Below are 16255 nucleotides of genomic sequence, written 5' to 3' on the forward strand. Positions count from 1 at the left end.
CCCTGCGGAAGGACCCCCCATGAAGCCCGGCGACCCGGCACCCGACTTCACCCTGCCCGACCAGGACGGCAAGCCCCGGAGCCTGTCCGACCTGCTCACCGGCGGCCCCGTGGTGCTGTTCTTCTACCCGGCCGCGATGACCGCCGGCTGCACCGCGGAGAGCTGCCACTTCCGGGACCTCGCGGCGGAGTTCGCCGAGGTCGGGGCGCAGCGGGTGGGGATCAGCCCGGACTCGGTGGCCAAGCAGAACGAGTTCGCCGCGAAGCACGCCTTCGACTACCCCCTGCTGTCGGACGGTGACGGTTCGGTGGCGGCGGAGTTCGGCGTGAAGCGCCGGTTCGGGCCGCTGCCGGTGAAGCGGCACACGTTCGTGATCGACACCGACCGGACCGTGATCGAGGTCATCAAATCCGAGTTCGCCATGAACACCCACGCCGACAAGGCCCTCACCGTGCTCCGCGAACACGCCAACCGCACGACCTGACCGATCCGGACCTCAGGCTCGAACGTCGGGTCTTTCGGGCCTGAGGCCGGCGAGGATGAAGTCGGCGATCTCCTCCCCGAGCCGGGAAGGCGACTTGGGTCCGTCCGGCCGGTACCAGGTGGGCAGCTGGTTGACCACACCCAGCGCGATCAACACCGCCGTATCGGCCGGCACCGCGGAGCTGAACTCCCCCGCCTCCTGCGCCTGCTCGACCACCGCCCGGAACGTCTCGTGGTACCGCCGCCGCTCGGCCCGGAAACTCGCCATCCGATCGGCGTCCAGCCGGTGCATCTCGCGCACGAACACGGCGGTCTCGTCCACGCTCTCGGCGGTCGTCTCGACCAGGCTGACCAGGATGTGCCGCACCGTGGTGGCCGCGTCGTGCCCGGCCGCCACGATCCGGTCGAGGTCGGCCATCTGCCGCCCGATCAGCGACCGGTAGATCTCGAACAGCAGGTCGTCCTTGGACCCGAAGTAGTGGTAGAGCGCGCCTTTGGTGACCGAGGCGGCGTCGACGACTTCCTGCACCGTCGTGGCGTCGAACCCCTTGGCGGCGAACAACCGCACGGCCGCGCCCACGATCCGCTCGGACGTCGCCCCGGTCCGCCGCGCCACCGTCAGGCTCCCGGCGCCAGCGCGCGCACCAGGTCGAACTGGTCCGCGCCGGTCGGCAGGACGGCGATGACGGGCGTGTCGACACCGTTGGACGCGTACTTCGCCACCCGCGCCCGGCACTCGTCCACGCTGCCGTGCACGATCAACGCGTCCACCACCTCGTCCGGGATGAGCGCACCCGCGCCACGCCGGTCACCGGCCGCCCACGCCTCGTGCATCGGCCGCAACGCCTCACCGCGCCCGAGCCAGTCGTGGAACGCCGCGTAGGCGGGGACGGTCAGGTACGTGCTGATCAGCATCCGCCCCAACGCGCGGGCGGCGTCGGCGTCCTCGGTCGGGCACACGAAGATCCGCGCGGCCAACTCGCCCGCGCCCATCTCGGCACGCACCTTGGGCACGTCGTCGGCGCCGAGCCAGTTCGTGATGGCGCCGTCGGCCTCGCGGCCGGCCAGCCGCAACATGCCGGGGCGCAGCGCGGCGAGCATGATCGGCACCCGGTGCTCGGGCACGCGCTCCAACCGGAAGCCGCGCACCGAGAACGTCTCGTACTCCTCGGACACCTTCTCGCCCGCCAGCGCCGCCTTCAGGAACCGCAACGTGTCCCTCGTGCGCTTGAACGGCTCGGTGAAGGCGACCCCGTTCCACTTCTCCACGATCACCGGCGACGACGACCCGATGCCCAGCACGAACCGCCCGCCGGAGACCTCGGCCAGCGAAGCCGCCGTCATGGCGAGCGTCGCCGGGCCGCGCGTGTAGACGGGGGCGATCGCGGTGCCCAGCCGGACCCGGTCCGACCACTGCGCGGCGAGCGCGAGCGGGGTGAACGCGTCCGTGCCCGCGGTTTCGGCCGACCACACGTCGGTGTAGCCGAGATCGGCCAGTTCGCCCACCAGTGCGCGGTGGTCGAGCACCGGCACGCCGGTCAACGGCAGGGTGATTCCCCAACGACCCACAATCGCCTCCCTGAGCACTCAACCGCCACGGTACCTCAGGTACCGACCGGTCGGTATGCTCATTCGGCTTCGTGCGCCGCGCCGGGTGCCGTCAGAGCGAGATGCCCCGCTCGCCCAGCCAGCCGACCGGGTCGATCTTCTGGGAGCCGTTGACCCACACCTCGAAGTGCAGGTGGGGGCCGGTGGACTGGCCGCGGTTGCCCATGGTGGCGATCTGCTGGCCGGCCTGCACCTGCTGGCCCTGGGACACGAGGATCTCGTTCACGTGCCCGTAGATCGTGATCGTCCCGTCGGTGTGCTGCACGCGCACCCACAGGCCGAAACCGGACGCCGGACCCGCCTCGACCACGACGCCGTCCATCACGGACAGGATCGGGGTGCCGATGGAGTTCGCGATGTCCACGCCGTAGTGCGTCGTGCCCCACCGGCCGCCGAAACCGGACGTGAACGTGCCTTCGGCGGGCTTGACGGTCTTCGGACGCCTCTTGGCCTCTTCCTCGGCCGCGATGCGGGCCTTCTCCGCCTCCTCGGCGGCGATGCGGGCCTTCTCCGCGTCCTCGGCTTCCTTCTGCCGCGCCAGCTCGGCCTGCCGCGTGTTGTAGCCGTCCGAGGCGTACTTCAACGCCTGGTCGACGTGCTGCCGGGCGAGGAGCCCCTCGGACCGCGTGAGCTTCGCGGCTTCGAGGCCCGGGTCGACGGCGTGCACCGTCCGGATGGCGGGCGTTCCGGAATGCGAGGTCTGGAGGAACGCCGCCGCCAGGTCGGAGCCGGCGGCGAGCGGGAGGAGCTCGGTGTCGCCGCTGCCGAACCCGTTCGCCGCGCCGACGCCGGTGGTGAGGGTGCCCGCCGCGACCACGACGGCCGCGACCCTGCTGCTGACGGATTTCCGCTCGCACTCCGCTCGGTGCGAACGGCGGTTGGGGTTGCTGTTGGGGGGCGCGGTGAACGCGCGTCGACCGCTGGCCTTCGAGTGCCGTGCCAAGGTACTGCCTTCCTGCATCGGGGAGCACGGCCCGGCCGCGGGGACGCCTGGCGGGGGATCCAGGTTGGCGCCGCTTTCGGGGAGCGACGCCGTGTCCCTATGGTGACCGAACCGTGACATGCGGCCGGGACCGTAACCCGATGTGACGAGGAAGGGCAACCCCAAGCGAGGTTGCTGCGCCTTTTGGTGAGATAGCCCACTGATCGTTACACAGCGTGTTCAGATACTCGTGCGTTCCACATTCTGCCGTTATAAAAGCCCTGGTCAGAGGTGACGTAAGACGTGACGGAAGTGGGTAACCGAGGCGGTTACCGGTAGCGCGGGTCCACCGGGGGCAACGGGGCGGTCTCCTTGCCCTCGTGGATCACCTTCATGGCCTTGAACCACGTCGGCGCGGCCACCTGACCACCGAAAACACCGCCGGGGTCGTTGTTGCCGCACAGCCTCGGCGGGGTACCGCTGCAAATCACCTGAGGAGCCACCCCATCGGTGAACGTCATCACCGCGCCACCGAACTGGGGAGTGGCACCCATGAACGCGACCGACCAGTGGTTCTCGGTGGTGCCGGTCTTGCCGATCATCGGCCGGTTCCAGCCCGCGCTCGACGCCGCACCGGCGGCCGTGCCGTTCGGCTTGATGTCCGCGCTCATGCCGTTGGCCAACGCGTTCGCCACCTCGGGCGCGACGGCCTGGTCGCACGGCGCTTCCTTCAGCTGCACGGGCTGCCCGTTGCGGTCCACGACCTTCTCCACCGGCGTCGGCGGGCACCACTTGCCGCCGCTCATGATCGTGGCGGAGACGTTGGCCAACTCCAGCACGCTGGTCGGACCCGCGCCCAGGGTGAACGAGCCGCTGTTGTCCCGCTTGTAGGTGTCGCCCTGGGACGGGCCGTTGGAGCCGTCCGGCTTGAGCGGGAAGCCCTCGTTGTCCACGCCCTGCATCGACTCGCGCAGGCCGAGCCGGTAGGCCATGTCGACCACGTTGTTCAGGCCGGCCTTCTCCTCGAGGATGATGAACGCGGTGTTCGGCGACTGCGCCAACGCATCGGTCAGCGTCATCTTCTCCGGGTAGTTGCCCGCGTTCTTCACCGTGTACGGCTTGCTGCCGTCCTTGTAGACCTTCGACGTGTAGGTCTTCGGCACGTCGATCTGCTTGTCGATGCCCGTGACCCCGCGCTCCAGCGCCGAGGCGGCGGTGAACACCTTGTAGATGGAGCCCGCGCCGAACCTGGTCACCTCGGCCGGGATCGAGTAGGCGCTCTGCCCGGCGTCGGCGTTGTTGCCGAAGTCGCGGTTGGCGGCCAGTGCCCGCACCCGGTGCTTGTCCGGCCCCGGCTGCACCACGGCCATCGCGTTGGCGACACCCGGCTGGGTCTTGGGCACCTGCTGCTCGGCGGCGTCCTTCGCGGCACGGGTGGCGACCGGGTCCATGGTGGTGGTGATCGTGTAGCCGCCGCGCAGGATCTCCTCGGTCGGCAGGCCCGACTTCTCCAGGTAGTCGAGCAGGTAGCGGCAGAAGAAGCCGTACACCGGGCCGTCTCCCGAGCCCACGCACCCGTGGGGCAGCAGCTTCAGGTCGGGCACGACGCCGATGTCGGCGGCCTTGTACTCGTTCGCCTTCTCCTCGGCGATCTTCGCGTCCGGCCCGAACGCGCCGTTCTCGCGCATCCGGTCGATCACGGTGTTGCGGCGCTTGATCGCGGCGTCCACGTCGGAGCCCGGGTTGAGCCTGCTCGGCTCGTTGACCAGCCCGGCGAGCATCGCGGCCTGCGGCACGGTCAACTTGTCCGGGGTGGTGTCGAAGTAGGTGCGGGCCGCCGCGCCGACGCCGTACGCGCCGTTGCCGAAGGGGACGACGTTGAGGTACGCCGTCAGGATCTCGTCCTTCGACATCTTCTGCTCGAGCTGGGTGGCGATCCGGGCCTCGCTGATCTTGCGACCGATCGTGGCCTCGGTCGCCTTCTCGTACGCCTCGTCGGAGCCCTTGCCGACGACGAACGCCAGGTAGTTCTTCACGTACTGCTGGGTCAGCGTCGACGCGCCCTGCGTCGTCTCGCCGTCCACACCGGCCTTGGCGGCGGCACGGGCGATGCCCTGCCAGTCGACGCCCTTGTGCGTGTAGAACCGCTTGTCCTCGATCGCGATGATCGCGGCCTTCATGGTGTCCGAGATGTCCTCGGACGCGACCGGGATGCGGTACTGGTCGTAGAGGTAGGCGATCGGCTGGCCGTTCATGTCCAGCACGGTGCTCACCAGGGGCAGCTCCGCCTTGGTCAACTCACCTGAGGTCTGGTCCACGGTGTCCGCGGCCCGGTTGGAGGCCAGCCCGAGGCCGCCGACCACCGGGAACAGCACCGCCGCGACGAGCACCCCCGCCATCAGGCACAACCCCACCAACTTGACCAGACCTGTCGCGCGCGCGGCGAACACTGAACCAGCAACCCCTTCCGAGCACCGCGGGAATCCCCCACTGACTTAAGTCGCACGACGACCGCCGCGGGTTGCTCGATGGCGAGCAGAAGTTTTCGGCGTGATCTCCGACGACAGCCGTCGAAGTTACTCCTGCCCACCGGAGACCGTGGTCAAACCCTGCTGGGCCGGACGGAGGAGCCCGCCAGGCACGGGAGGGTGATCAGCCTCACGCCCGGCCGGCGGAGAGGCCGCCCCCTCGCCGCGAGGGTTCGGTCGGTACTGCGACACGTCAATGATCGAACACGTGTTCGCCCGCCGCAAGATCACGATCAGGTGATCTTGCCGGGGTGTCCGGCGTGTCGGCCGGTCCGAGGAGCGGTGATCAGTCGGAAGCGCGCAGCCGGATCGTCGCGCTGGCCCGCCGCACCTCCACCCCCGCGTGGTGCGGCAGCACGTCCTCCAGGAACCCGTACTCCTTCAACTCCTCGTCCGGCCGCCGCGACACCGTCCGCCACCACGTGGCGATGTCCACCCACCCCGGCGCCGACAGCGACCCGCCGAAGTGCTGCACCGACAGCGCGGCGCACAGGTTCGCGAACCGCACCCGGTGTGCCAACGGCCACCCGGACAACGTCCCCAGCACGAACCCGGCCCCGAACACGTCACCGGCCCCGGTCGAGTCCAACGCCGCGACGTTCAGCCCCGGCACGTCCACCACCTCGCCGGTGCCGGAGTCGACCGCCACCGCACCACCACCGCCGCGCGTCACCACCACCACGGGCACGTGCTCGGCCAACGCCCACGCAGCGCGCTCCGGCGTCTCCGACCGCGTGTACCGCTGGGCCTCCGCGTCGTTGGGCAGGAACACGTCGTACTGCTCCAGCCGCTTGAGCAGCTCGGGCGCCCACAGCCCGGTCCGGTCCCAGCCGATGTCGGCGAACAGCAGCGCGCCCTGCTCCTTGACCTTCGACACCCACAGCTCGTCCTCGCTGCCCACGTGCACGAAGCACGCACGCGTCCGGGGCGGCGGGTCGAGCATCTCGTCGGCCGACACCGGAGGCCGGTGGCCGTGCGTCACCATCGAACGGTCGCGGTCCATCGCCATGGACACGGTCACCGGGGAGTGCCAGCCGTAGAACCGGCGGCAGTAGGAGAGGTCGACGCCCTCCTGGTCGGACAGGACCTCCCAGCAGAAGTCGCCGTAGGCGTCCTCGCCGAACGCGGCGGACAGCGCGGTCCGCAGTTGCAGCCTGCTCAGCGCCACGGCGAGGTTGGCGATCCCACCCGGGCACGAGCCGAGGCCCTCGGCCCACACCTCGGTGCCCGGAGCGGGCGGACGGGGCAGGCCGGTGAAGATGATGTCCAGGAACACCGTGCCGGACAGCAGCACGTCGAAAACGGGCGAAGCCGGGCCGGACGGCGATGACGGGCCCGGCGAGGAGGACGAACTCGGCGGCGGCGGCACGGGCGGAGGCACGAACGGAGGCGTGGCGGCCATCCCCCAACGATGCCAGGCCAGGTCAGCCGTCGACAGCCGCGAACATTTCACGCATACGGGCCAGCGCACGGTGCTGCGCGACGCGCACCGCCCCGGCCGTGGAACCCACGGCCGCCGCCGTCTCCTCGGCCGACAGGCCCACCGCGACCCGCAGCACCAGGATCTCCCGCTGCCGGTCGGGCAGCCGCTGGAGCAGTTCGGTGACGTGCCCGATCAGCTCACCGGTCATGGCGCGCTGCTCCGGCCCGTCCTCCAGGGTCGGGGTGTCGGGCAGTTCGGGCACGACCTCGGCCCGGCTGCGCACCGCCCGTCTTCGCGCGTCGGCGACCTTGTGCGCGGCGATCCCGTACACGAACGCCAGGAACGAGCCGGGTTCGTACCGGTACTTGCCGAGCGCCGACACCACGGCCAGGCAGACCTCCTGGGCGATGTCCTCGGCCGAGACCAGCGTGCGCTCCCGCGAGCCGACCCGCGCCCGGCAGTAGCGCAGCACCAGCGGCTGGATGCGCGCCAGCAACTGCCCGACCGCGCGCTGGTCGCCCAGCAGCGCCTCGTCGACCACTTCGGACAGGTCGGCCTCGGCCAGCCACCGGGCGGTCACCCGGTGCGGGCCGCCGCCCACCACCAGCCTGACGTCGGGACGACCGGGCACGCCTGCGTCGTCGCGAACCGCGCCGACCTCGATCCCGACGTCGGCTCGCACGGATGCGTGCTGCACCATCCGGCGACCTCCTCACGCTCGTCAACCGCCCGGACATCCCGGTTCACTGATGAGGAGCGTGCTGCGGGACTCCTGATACGGGATAAGCGAAAGCTGACCACGATCGGGGTCCGCATGGTGGGAACAGCACCCTGCCGGGACCCCGGGATGAGCCGAACGGCCGAGTGGCCGTTCCCGATTACTTCACCTTGTCGAATTACGAAACACCCGAATAGACCAACCTGAACCCCGGTTCGGAGTAACCGAGGTAGAACCACGCGTCCTGCGGAACGTGTCTTCGGACCCGAGCACGGCGCTCGACGTGAGAATGTCCGCCGGAGCACGTGGACCGGACGAGGGATGGGATCGAAGATCACCGTGATCGAACAGCTGAGCGTGCGGACGGACGAGGGCGACTTCGACGCCATCGCGGCGGGTCCCGAGGACGGCCGGCCGGTGTTGCTGCTGCACGGCTTCCCGGAGGCGGCCGTCGAGTGGGAGCACCAGGTGGCGGTGCTGGGCCGCGAGGGCTTCCGGGCGGTGGCGTTCGACCAGCGCGGCTACTCCCCCGGCGTGCGGCCGGAGCGTGCCGCCGACTACGGCGTGGACGCGCTGGTCGGCGACGTGCTCGCGGTGGCGGACTCGTTCGGCTGGTCGGTGTTCGACCTGGTCGGCCACGACTGGGGCGGCGCGGTGGCGTGGTGGACCGCGTGCGACCACCCGGAACGGCTGCGGAAGCTCGCGGTGGTGTCCACGCCGCACCCCGGCGCGTACGCCGAGGCCCTGCGCACCGACGAGGACCAGCACATGCGGTCCGGGTACATGACCGAGTGGCGCAACAGCAACACCGAGAAGCGGATGCTCGCCGACGACGGCGCGGCGTTGCGGCAGATGTTCGAGTGGCGGGTGCCGCCGAGCCGGGTGGACGAGTACGTGCGGCGGATGTCCGAGCCGGGCGCGCTGACCGCCGCGCTGAACTGGTACCGCGCCGGTCGGCCGGGCGGGAAGGCCGAGAAGGTGTCCGTGCCGACGCTGTACGTGTGGAGCACGGAGGACGTGGCGTTCGGCTCGACGGCGGCGCTGAGCACCGGCGACTGGGTCGCCGGCCCGTACCGGTTCGAGATGCTGGAGGACGTGTCGCACTGGGTGCCGGAGGAGGCGCCGGAGTTGCTCACGTCACTCCTTTTGGAGCATCTCTCATCGTGATTGAACCGTTGCCGAGGTGCGGCACGTGTTCTCCCGTATGACGGAGTTGACCTACTCGGAGCGCAGGGTCGCGACCCTCGCCGCGTGTGGCCACAGCAACCGGGCGATCGCGATGCGGCTGCACATCACCGTGAGCACGGTGGAACAGCACCTCACCAGGGTCTACCGCAAACTCGCGGTGGGCAGCAGGACGGAGTTGAAGGGCCACCAAGCCCTAGTGTGACCCCATGCGGGTCGCGGGGTTGTTGCTCGCCGCGGGCGCCGGGAGGCGGTTCGGCGGGCCCAAGGCGCTGGTGTCGCGCGGCGGCGTGCTGTGGGTCGACCGGGCCGCGGCCGTGCTGCGCGACGCCGGGTGCTCGCCGGTCGTCGTGGTGCTCGGCGCCTCGGCGTCGTCGGTGCGCGCGCGGGCGGTGCTGGCGGGCTGCGTCGTGGTGGACAACCCCGACTGGGCCACCGGCATGGGGTCGTCGCTGCGCGCGGGACTGGACGCGCTGACGGGCGCGGACGTCGCCGCGGTCGTCGTGCTGCCGGTGGACACGCCGGGCGTCACGGCGGCGGCGGTCGAGCGGTTCCGCGCCCTGGCGTCACCCGCGGCGCTGGCGCGCGCCTCGTACGACGGCGCGCCCGGCCACCCCGTGCTGATCGGCTCCGAGCACTGGGCGGGCGTGTCCGCGTCGGCTGCCGGTGACGCCGGGGCGCGGGACTACCTGCGCGCGCACGGTGCGCTCGACGTGCCGTGCGCGGACGTGGCGGACGGCGCCGACGTGGACCACCCGAGGGACCTCGCCACCTGAGCGGCGACGGCGGTCGAGGACGGGCGGGCACGTCGGTGAGCCGTTCCCGCCCGCGGTCGAGGCGTGGTCGCGCCGACGGTCAGGCCGACGGGGACTGCTGCTGCTCCGCGTCCGGCTGCGCGGTCTGCTGCGCGGCCTGCTGCACGGTCTGCTGCACGACCGGCAGCGGGCCGGAGGTGATCCGGGGCACCGGCACGTCCAGCGGCGGCTCGGTCTCCGCGGTCCACCGGTCCGGCTCGTCCACGTGGCCGGCCAGCAGGGCGCGCGCCTCGGCCATCGCCTGCTGCACGATCTCCTGGGCGCGCTGCTCGGCCTCGGCGAGCCGGCGTTGCGTCTCCTGCTCGGTCTCGTCGAGCAGCACGGCCTGCTGCCGCGCCACCTCCTCGGCCCGCTTGAGCATCTGCTCGCTGCGTTCCCGCGCGTCGGTCTCGAACGCGTCCGCCTTCTGCCTGGCCACGTGCATCAGGTAGCGGATGCACCCGGACACGGCGTTGTCCTTCGAATAGCCCGCGTGCAGCACCCGGTACTCGGCGATCTCGCTGCGCGCGTCCTCCAGCTCCCGGATCAGGTCGTCGGCGGTGGCCGCCGCGGCGTCCCGGTCCAGCCGGACCACCTCCAGCTCGTGCCACAGGCCGTCCAGCTCCTCCTGGAGCCGGGCCAGTTCGTCCTCCACCTCACGCCGGTCGTAGCCCCGCCACCGCACGGAGAAGAGGTCGCCCTGGGGCTTGTCGTTGTGCATGGCTGCCGCCGTTCCGGACGACTCAGCCCCGGGCCAGCGCCACGAGGTCGTCCATGGTGCCGTTGAACAAATTCTGGTCGATCGGGGTGGACGTGTGCTGCCAGATGGCGTGCACCGCCCAGCGGTGCGGCAGCGGGCCGACGCTGTCGGCGTACCGCGCCACCCAGACCGGGTTGGTCTCGGTGAAGTCACCGACGCGGCCCGTGCACCTGTCCCACCACAGGGTGGACGTGTAGATCACCGGCCAGCGGCCGGTGCGGGCCCGGTAGGTCTCGCTGAACTGGCGGATCCACGTCACCATGGCGTCCGGCGCGAGGCCGTAGCACGTGTCGTCGCCGTAAGGGTTGTACTCGATGTCGAGGGTGCCGGGCAGCGTCCGGCCGTCGGGGGACCAGCCGCCGCCGTTGTCCACGAAGTAGTGCGCCTGCGCGGCGCCGTCGGAGCGGTCGGGCAGCGCGAAGTGGTACGCGCCGCGGACCATGCCGACCTGGTACGAGCCGTCGTACTGCTGACCGAACTTCGGGTTCCGGTAACCGGTGCCCTCGGTGGCCTTGACGTAGGCGAACCGCTTGCCCTGGCCCCACCAGTGCGGCCAGTCCACGTCACCCTGGTGGCTGCTGACGTCCATGCCCGGAATTGTGGACCCGTCGAGGACGAGTTGCGCCGGGTCGACCGGCGCCGCGCCCTCGTGCTTGGCGATCTGCGAACCCGCGTGGTGGTCGGCCGAGCCCTCGGGCGGCGGCGGGGTCGCGGTGGCCGGGGTGTGCAGGGCCGCGAGACACGCCAGCACGAACGCGGAAGCGGCCGTGCGGGACACCCACCTGTGGGATCGCGCCGACATTGGTCATTCCTCCCCTTCCCCGCCCGGGTCTTTCGGCGGAGCCGTACTTCCGGCGTGACTTCTGCCCGACCGGCTACCACCACTGACACCCAGGCAACCTGAAGATGTTTTTTCCACCTGAACGAATGACGCAAGGTGTCTTTCGCGGTACGCGACGTGACCGCTCAGCGTGGGCCGGTCACGATCAATTCCCACCAGGGGGAAAAGCCGGCATGAACCGACACTTCCGGGGGCACTCACAGCTAGGCGCGACGTGATGGGCGCGACGCCATGGAAGGTGAGAACGATGACCTCGACCAAAGTGGACTGCCCGACCTCGGCGGACTCGACCCGAGTGGACCACCCGACCGCGGCGGACGACCACCAGACCCGAGTGGACCGCGCGCCCGGAGTGGATCGCGCGCCCGGAGTGGACTGGGAGCCGTTCATCGAGTCGCTGCACGAGGCGGCCGGACTGTGGGACCGCGGCCTGGCGTGCCGGGCCAGCAAGCGTGATCTCGACGTGGAGGGCGGCGAGGACGACGACGCGCCGCGGGTCGTGCCGATCACCGAGGCCGAGGCCGAGCGGTTGATGAGGGCGGTGGCGTTCCTCGCGCGGCGGCTGAGCGTGGCCGCCGAGTCGGTCGTCTACGGGACGGCCGAGTCGCGACTGGAGCCCACCGAGGGCGACCCGGGCGCACAGGCCGACGCGCTGTCGCTGACCGCGCTGCACGCCGCCGCGATGCGGCAGGCGGCCGATCTTGCGAGCGCCGCCTTCAACCGTTCTGACGCAGCGTAAATAAGTCCACGATCGGGTGAACAATGCCGGGTTAAACGTCCGGGCACCATTTCCGTACGTTACAGTGAACCCGGTGCTGCGAGCATTTTTCGCCGCCCGTCCGAGCGTACGGTAAATATCATGCGAACCGCATCTCTCGCCAAACTCCTCGGCTTCTGCCTGGTGGCCGGTTTGCTGCTCGCCGGGATGGCACTTCCCGTCGTCGGCGCGGCCGGCCTCGTCTCGAACCGGATGAGCGACTACGTCGCCTCCACGTCGGTCAACATGATCGACACGCCGCCGCCGTTGATGACGACCATCACGGACAAGGACGGCGTCCCGTTCGCCTACCTCTACGACCAGTACCGCGTGCTGACCCCGCCGGACAGGATCGCGCAGACCATGAAGGACGCGCTGATCTCCGCCGAGGACCGCCGGTTCTACGAGCACAACGGCGTCGACTGGCTGGCCACCGCCCGCGCCGCGATGAGGAACCAGTCCGAGGGCACCGTCTCCCAGGGCGCGTCGACGATCACGCAGCAGTACGTCAAGAACCACCTGGTGCACGTGGCCTCGCGCGAGGACGTCGCCGGTCAGAAGGCGGCACAGGAGCAGACGATCGCCCGCAAGCTGCGCGAAGCGCGCATCGCGATGCACGTGGAGACCCAGCTGACCAAGGAGGAGATCCTGGCGCGGTACCTGGACGTGGTGCCGTTCGGCGGCACGATCTTCGGGATCGCGGCGGCGTCGCAGGCGTACTTCGAGACCACGCCGGACAAGTTGACCGTGCCGCAGGCGGCGATGCTCGCCGGCCTGGTCAACAGCCCGACGTTCCTGGACCCTGAGGCCCGGCCGGACAAGGCGATCGAGCGCCGGAACATGGTCATCGACCTCATGCTGGACAACGGCAAGCTGTCCCCTGAAGACGCCGAGGTGCACAAGCGCGCGCCGCTGGGCCTGAGCACGCCCGTGCGCCCGCTGCCGACCGGGTGCGTCGGCGCCGGGCCGGAGTTCGGGTTCTACTGCTCGTACGTGGTGAACTACCTGACCCGCAACGGTTACACGTTGAACGAGCTGAAGGTCGGCGGCTACACCATCCAGACCCCGATGGACCGGACGCTCACGGTCCAGGCGAAGCAGGCCGCCGACGCGCAGGTGCCGAAGACGACGCCGGGCATCGCGAACACGGCGGCGGTGGTGAAGCCGGGCAAGCAGCGGCACGACGTGGTGGCGCTGGCGGCGAACCGCGACTACGGGCTCAAGAAGGAGGAGTTCCAGACGCAGTTCGACCTGCCCAGCGGAGTGGAGAACAAGTTCGGCGCGGGGTCGGTGTACAAGGTGTTCACCGCCGCGGCGGCGTTGGAGAAGGGGTACGGGATCGAGACCATCGTCCAGTCGCCGACCTCGCACACGTCGAGCGTGTTCCGCGGTGGGGCACCGAACTGCCCGCCGACCGGAGAACCGTTCACGTACTGGTACTGCCTGAGCAACTTCGACGGTAGCTACCCGCCTCAGATGACGTTGAAGGAGGCGTTGGCGACCTCGCCCAACACCGCGTTCGTGATCCTGGAGGAGAAGGTCGGGTTGGACGCGGCGGTCGACATGGCGTACCGGCTCGGGATGCGGGAGACGATGGCGACGAACATCGCGGGCGTGCCGCCGGACCCGAAGGCGGAGCAGAAGGAGCTGCGGGTGTCGCAGTCGGATTTCTTCAAGGTGAACAAGAACGCGTCGTTCACGTTGAGTCCCGCGCCGACGAGCACGTTGGAGCTGGCGAACGTGGCGGCGACGGTGATGTCCGGTGGCACGTGGTGCCCGCCCACGCCGATCAGCAAGATCATCGACCGGTACGGCAAGCAGGTGGAGTTCCGCGAGACGCCGTGCGAGCAGGCGGTGGAGGAGCCGTTGGCGAACGCGCTGGTGGCCGGTTTGAGCGCGGACTTCGGGGGCCGCGGCACGGCCGCGGCCGCGGCGAGTCAGTACGGGTGGAAGCGTCCGGGGCTGGGGAAGACCGGGACGACGGAGGCGTACAAGTCGGCGGCGTTCCTCGGCGCCACGCCGGATTACGCGGGCGCCGTCCAGGTGTTCAACGACAGCACCTCGCCCAGCGGCATCTGCATCGGCGCCGGACCGCCCCGGTTGTGCGGGGAGGGGAACATCTTCGGCGGCACCCTGCCCGCGCGGACGTGGTTCGACTTCATGACCAAGGCGCACGCCGGCCTGCCGGAAAAGCCCTTGCCGCCGGTGGAGCCGCGCTACATCAGGCCCTGACCGGGTCGGGTGCGAGACCGGCCGAGCGACCGGGCGCCCAGGACCACGCCCAGGCACAGGACCGGGAGGATGGCCAGCGCCCAGCTCTGCGAGCTCGCGTGCGCCAGCAGGCCGATCAGCGGCGGCCCGAGCAGGAAGCCGGCCCAGCCCGCCGTGGCCACGCCCGCGATCGCCTGCGCGGCGTGGGCGTCGGACTGGGCCGCCGCCGCGCTGAACGCCACCGGGACGATGCACGCCAAGCCGAGGCCGAAGGCGCCGAAGCCGACGAGAGCCATCCAGAACTCGCCCACCACCAACGCCACCGCCATGCCGACCGCACCGACCGCGGCCAGGCCGCCGACGACCCGGGCCGCGCCGAAGCGCACCACCCACCGGTCGCCCATCACGCGCCCCAGGAACATCAGCGCGGCGAACACGGCGTACCCCCAGCCCGCGCGCTCCGCCGTCACCCCGACGGTTTCCCGCAGGTACAGCGCCGCCCAGTCGCCCACCGCGCCCTCGCACAGCAGGCCCGCGAACATGATCGCGCCCAGCAGCAGCACCCGCTTGTCGCGCCACGGCAGGCCGAGCTTGTGCTCGTCCACCGCGTGATCGTCACCCAGCATCGCCTTGGTCAACGGGAACGCCAGCAGCAGCACCAGACCGGTCACGACGAACATCTGCGTGGTCAGGTCCAGCCCCACCGCGATCGCCACCGCGCCCAGCCCGACACCGACGAACCCGCCGAAGCTCCACCACGCGTGGAAGCTCGACAGGATCGGCCGGCCGTACCCCGCCTCGACCGCGATGCCCTGCGAGTTCATCGCCACGTCCAGCGCACCCTGGAACCCGCCCCACAGCGCCAGCCCCACGAACAAAGCCCACGGCTCCCACGCCAACCCCAATAACGGCGACGCCACCCCGTAGGCGACGAACATCGCCAGCACGACCCGCCTGCTGCCCCACCGCGCCACCCAGCCGCCGACGAGCAGCATCGCGACCACCGAGCCCACCGGCGCGCCGAGCAGCGTCAACCCCAACGTGCCGTCGTTGAGCTCCAGCCGGTCCTTCACCGCCGGGACGTGGGGCGTCCACGCGGCGAACACGGCCGCGTGCACGGCGAAGACGATCGCCGTCGCCACCCGCGCGCGGCGGGGTGGTGAGTGCACCGCTGCCTCAGACAAGCCGAACCTCCACACCGGCCTCCCGCAGCCGGGACACCTCGTCCTCCGGGGCGTCCGAGTCGGTGACCAGGACGTCGATCCACTCCACCGGGCACACGCGGCCGAACGCGGTGCGCCCGAACTTCGAGCTGTCGATCGCCGCGACGACCCGCGCGGACGCCTCGACGCCCGCCTTCTTCACCGCGCTCTCGGCGAGGTCGTGCGCCGAGACGCCGTTGCGCGCGCTCAACCCGCAGCTGCTGAGCACCATCGTGTCGAACCTCATCACGGTGAACGCGTGCTCGGTGAGCGGCCCGACGAACGCCAGCTCACCGGGCCGGATGTCGCCGCCCGGCAGCACGAGCCGCACCTGCTCCGCACCCCGCAGCGCATCGGCCGAGTGCAGGGACAGGGTCAGCACGGTCATCCGCCGGTCGGTGAGCTTCCGCGCGACCTCCAACGTGGTGCTGCCGCTGTCGAGCACGACCGTCTCGCCGTCGTCCAGCAGTTCGGCGACCGCGCCGCCGATGCGCCGCTTGGCCTCCAGCCGCTGCCGGGACCGCGCCGCGTACGGCGTCTCCTCCCCCGTCAGCATGCTGACCGCCGCGCCGCGCACGCGCCGCAGCAGCCCTTCCCGCTCCAACGCGTCGAGATCGCGCCGCACCGTCATCTCCGAGGCGCCCACCAGCTCGGCCAGGGTGCCGACGGCCACCCGCTCGCCGCCCCGGAGTCGCTGGAGGATCTTCTCGTGTCGCCACGACACATCCATGGTGTTCATTTGAACATCACGCATGTTCGAACGTCAACACCCTGGCGGGTGGTGGGACGATCCGGTAGGACTTTCGAGCACAGGTTGGTATAG

Annotated in this window: 16 protein-coding genes; 6 read left to right on the forward strand and 10 right to left on the reverse strand. The window is 70.6% G+C overall.

Features of this window, described 5'->3' with window-relative positions:
* Positions 1 to 19 precede the first annotated feature (19 nt).
* Positions 20 to 484 carry a peroxiredoxin gene (locus FM051_RS29330; protein ID WP_158848943.1) on the forward strand — a complete coding sequence of 155 codons (465 nt, stop codon included), beginning with the start codon at positions 20 to 22 and terminating at the stop codon, positions 482 to 484.
* Positions 485 to 496: 12 nt separating this feature from the next.
* Here the strand turns inward: FM051_RS29330 and FM051_RS29335 are convergent, their stop codons facing one another.
* From FM051_RS29335 to shbA, 6 genes are all read right to left on the reverse strand, one after another.
* Positions 497 to 1099 (reverse strand): TetR/AcrR family transcriptional regulator, encoded by a 603-nt coding sequence (locus FM051_RS29335; RefSeq protein ID WP_202919070.1) that lies wholly within the window; start codon positions 1097 to 1099, stop codon positions 497 to 499.
* 2 nt (positions 1100 to 1101) lie between these two features.
* Positions 1102 to 2052 (reverse strand): LLM class F420-dependent oxidoreductase, encoded by a 951-nt coding sequence (locus FM051_RS29340; RefSeq protein WP_158848944.1) that lies wholly within the window; start codon positions 2050 to 2052, stop codon positions 1102 to 1104.
* 91 nt (positions 2053 to 2143) lie between these two features.
* On the reverse strand, positions 2144 to 3034 hold the full coding sequence (locus FM051_RS29345; protein ID WP_238412728.1) for a M23 family metallopeptidase: 891 nt from the start codon (positions 3032 to 3034) through the stop codon (positions 2144 to 2146).
* 308 nt (positions 3035 to 3342) lie between these two features.
* The gene (locus FM051_RS29350; protein WP_238412729.1) at positions 3343 to 5412 is read right to left on the reverse strand and encodes a transglycosylase domain-containing protein; all 2070 of its coding nucleotides are present in this window, start codon (positions 5410 to 5412) and stop codon (positions 3343 to 3345) included.
* Between the two features lie 415 nt (positions 5413 to 5827).
* A complete protein-coding gene (locus FM051_RS29355) occupies positions 5828 to 6943 on the reverse strand; it encodes a PfkB family carbohydrate kinase (protein WP_158848946.1) in 1116 nt (371 codons plus the stop codon).
* Positions 6944 to 6965: 22 nt separating this feature from the next.
* Positions 6966 to 7664 carry an RNA polymerase sigma factor ShbA gene (shbA, locus tag FM051_RS29360; RefSeq protein ID WP_158848947.1) on the reverse strand — a complete coding sequence of 233 codons (699 nt, stop codon included), beginning with the start codon at positions 7662 to 7664 and terminating at the stop codon, positions 6966 to 6968.
* A 339-nt stretch (positions 7665 to 8003) separates the two neighbouring features.
* On the opposite strand from shbA, the gene FM051_RS29365 reads away from it, so the two are divergent.
* From FM051_RS29365 to FM051_RS29375, 3 genes are read left to right on the forward strand one after another with little or no spacing between them, the layout of a single operon-like run.
* A complete protein-coding gene (locus FM051_RS29365) occupies positions 8004 to 8849 on the forward strand; it encodes an alpha/beta fold hydrolase (protein ID WP_420803632.1) in 846 nt (281 codons plus the stop codon).
* Between the two features lie 25 nt (positions 8850 to 8874).
* Positions 8875 to 9072 carry a helix-turn-helix domain-containing protein gene (locus tag FM051_RS29370; RefSeq protein ID WP_476655321.1) on the forward strand — a complete coding sequence of 66 codons (198 nt, stop codon included), beginning with the start codon at positions 8875 to 8877 and terminating at the stop codon, positions 9070 to 9072.
* 4 nt (positions 9073 to 9076) lie between these two features.
* Positions 9077 to 9643 (forward strand): nucleotidyltransferase family protein, encoded by a 567-nt coding sequence (locus FM051_RS29375; protein ID WP_158848948.1) that lies wholly within the window; start codon positions 9077 to 9079, stop codon positions 9641 to 9643.
* A 79-nt stretch (positions 9644 to 9722) separates the two neighbouring features.
* Here FM051_RS29375 and FM051_RS29380 read toward each other — a convergent pair whose 3' ends face one another.
* Together FM051_RS29380 and FM051_RS29385 are read right to left on the reverse strand one after the other, a co-directional pair.
* The gene (locus tag FM051_RS29380; protein ID WP_158848949.1) at positions 9723 to 10382 is read right to left on the reverse strand and encodes a hypothetical protein; all 660 of its coding nucleotides are present in this window, start codon (positions 10380 to 10382) and stop codon (positions 9723 to 9725) included.
* A gap of 22 nt (positions 10383 to 10404) precedes the next feature.
* Complete coding sequence (locus FM051_RS29385; protein ID WP_158848951.1) at positions 10405 to 11223, reverse strand: lysozyme; 819 nt, start codon at positions 11221 to 11223, stop codon at positions 10405 to 10407.
* 286 nt (positions 11224 to 11509) lie between these two features.
* Here FM051_RS29385 and FM051_RS29390 point away from each other — a divergent pair, with 286 nt between their 5' ends.
* Together FM051_RS29390 and FM051_RS29395 are read left to right on the forward strand one after the other, a co-directional pair.
* A complete protein-coding gene (locus FM051_RS29390; protein WP_158848953.1) occupies positions 11510 to 12001 on the forward strand; it encodes a hypothetical protein in 492 nt (163 codons plus the stop codon).
* Between the two features lie 120 nt (positions 12002 to 12121).
* Positions 12122 to 14251 (forward strand): transglycosylase domain-containing protein, encoded by a 2130-nt coding sequence (locus FM051_RS29395; RefSeq protein WP_158848955.1) that lies wholly within the window; start codon positions 12122 to 12124, stop codon positions 14249 to 14251.
* Here the strand turns inward: FM051_RS29395 and FM051_RS29400 are convergent.
* Together FM051_RS29400 and FM051_RS29405 are read right to left on the reverse strand one after the other, a co-directional pair.
* Positions 14236 to 15414 carry an MFS transporter gene (locus FM051_RS29400; protein ID WP_158848957.1) on the reverse strand — a complete coding sequence of 393 codons (1179 nt, stop codon included), beginning with the start codon at positions 15412 to 15414 and terminating at the stop codon, positions 14236 to 14238. The genes FM051_RS29395 and FM051_RS29400 overlap by 16 nt on opposite strands.
* Positions 15407 to 16171 carry a DeoR/GlpR family DNA-binding transcription regulator gene (locus FM051_RS29405; protein WP_158848959.1) on the reverse strand — a complete coding sequence of 255 codons (765 nt, stop codon included), beginning with the start codon at positions 16169 to 16171 and terminating at the stop codon, positions 15407 to 15409. The genes FM051_RS29400 and FM051_RS29405 overlap by 8 nt, the downstream gene beginning before the upstream one ends.
* Positions 16172 to 16255: the final 84 nt, after the last annotated feature.

Origin of the sequence: Saccharothrix deserti (genome assembly GCF_009769385.1) — a bacterium.
Taxonomy (GTDB): Bacteria; Actinomycetota; Actinomycetes; order Mycobacteriales; family Pseudonocardiaceae; genus Actinosynnema; species Actinosynnema deserti.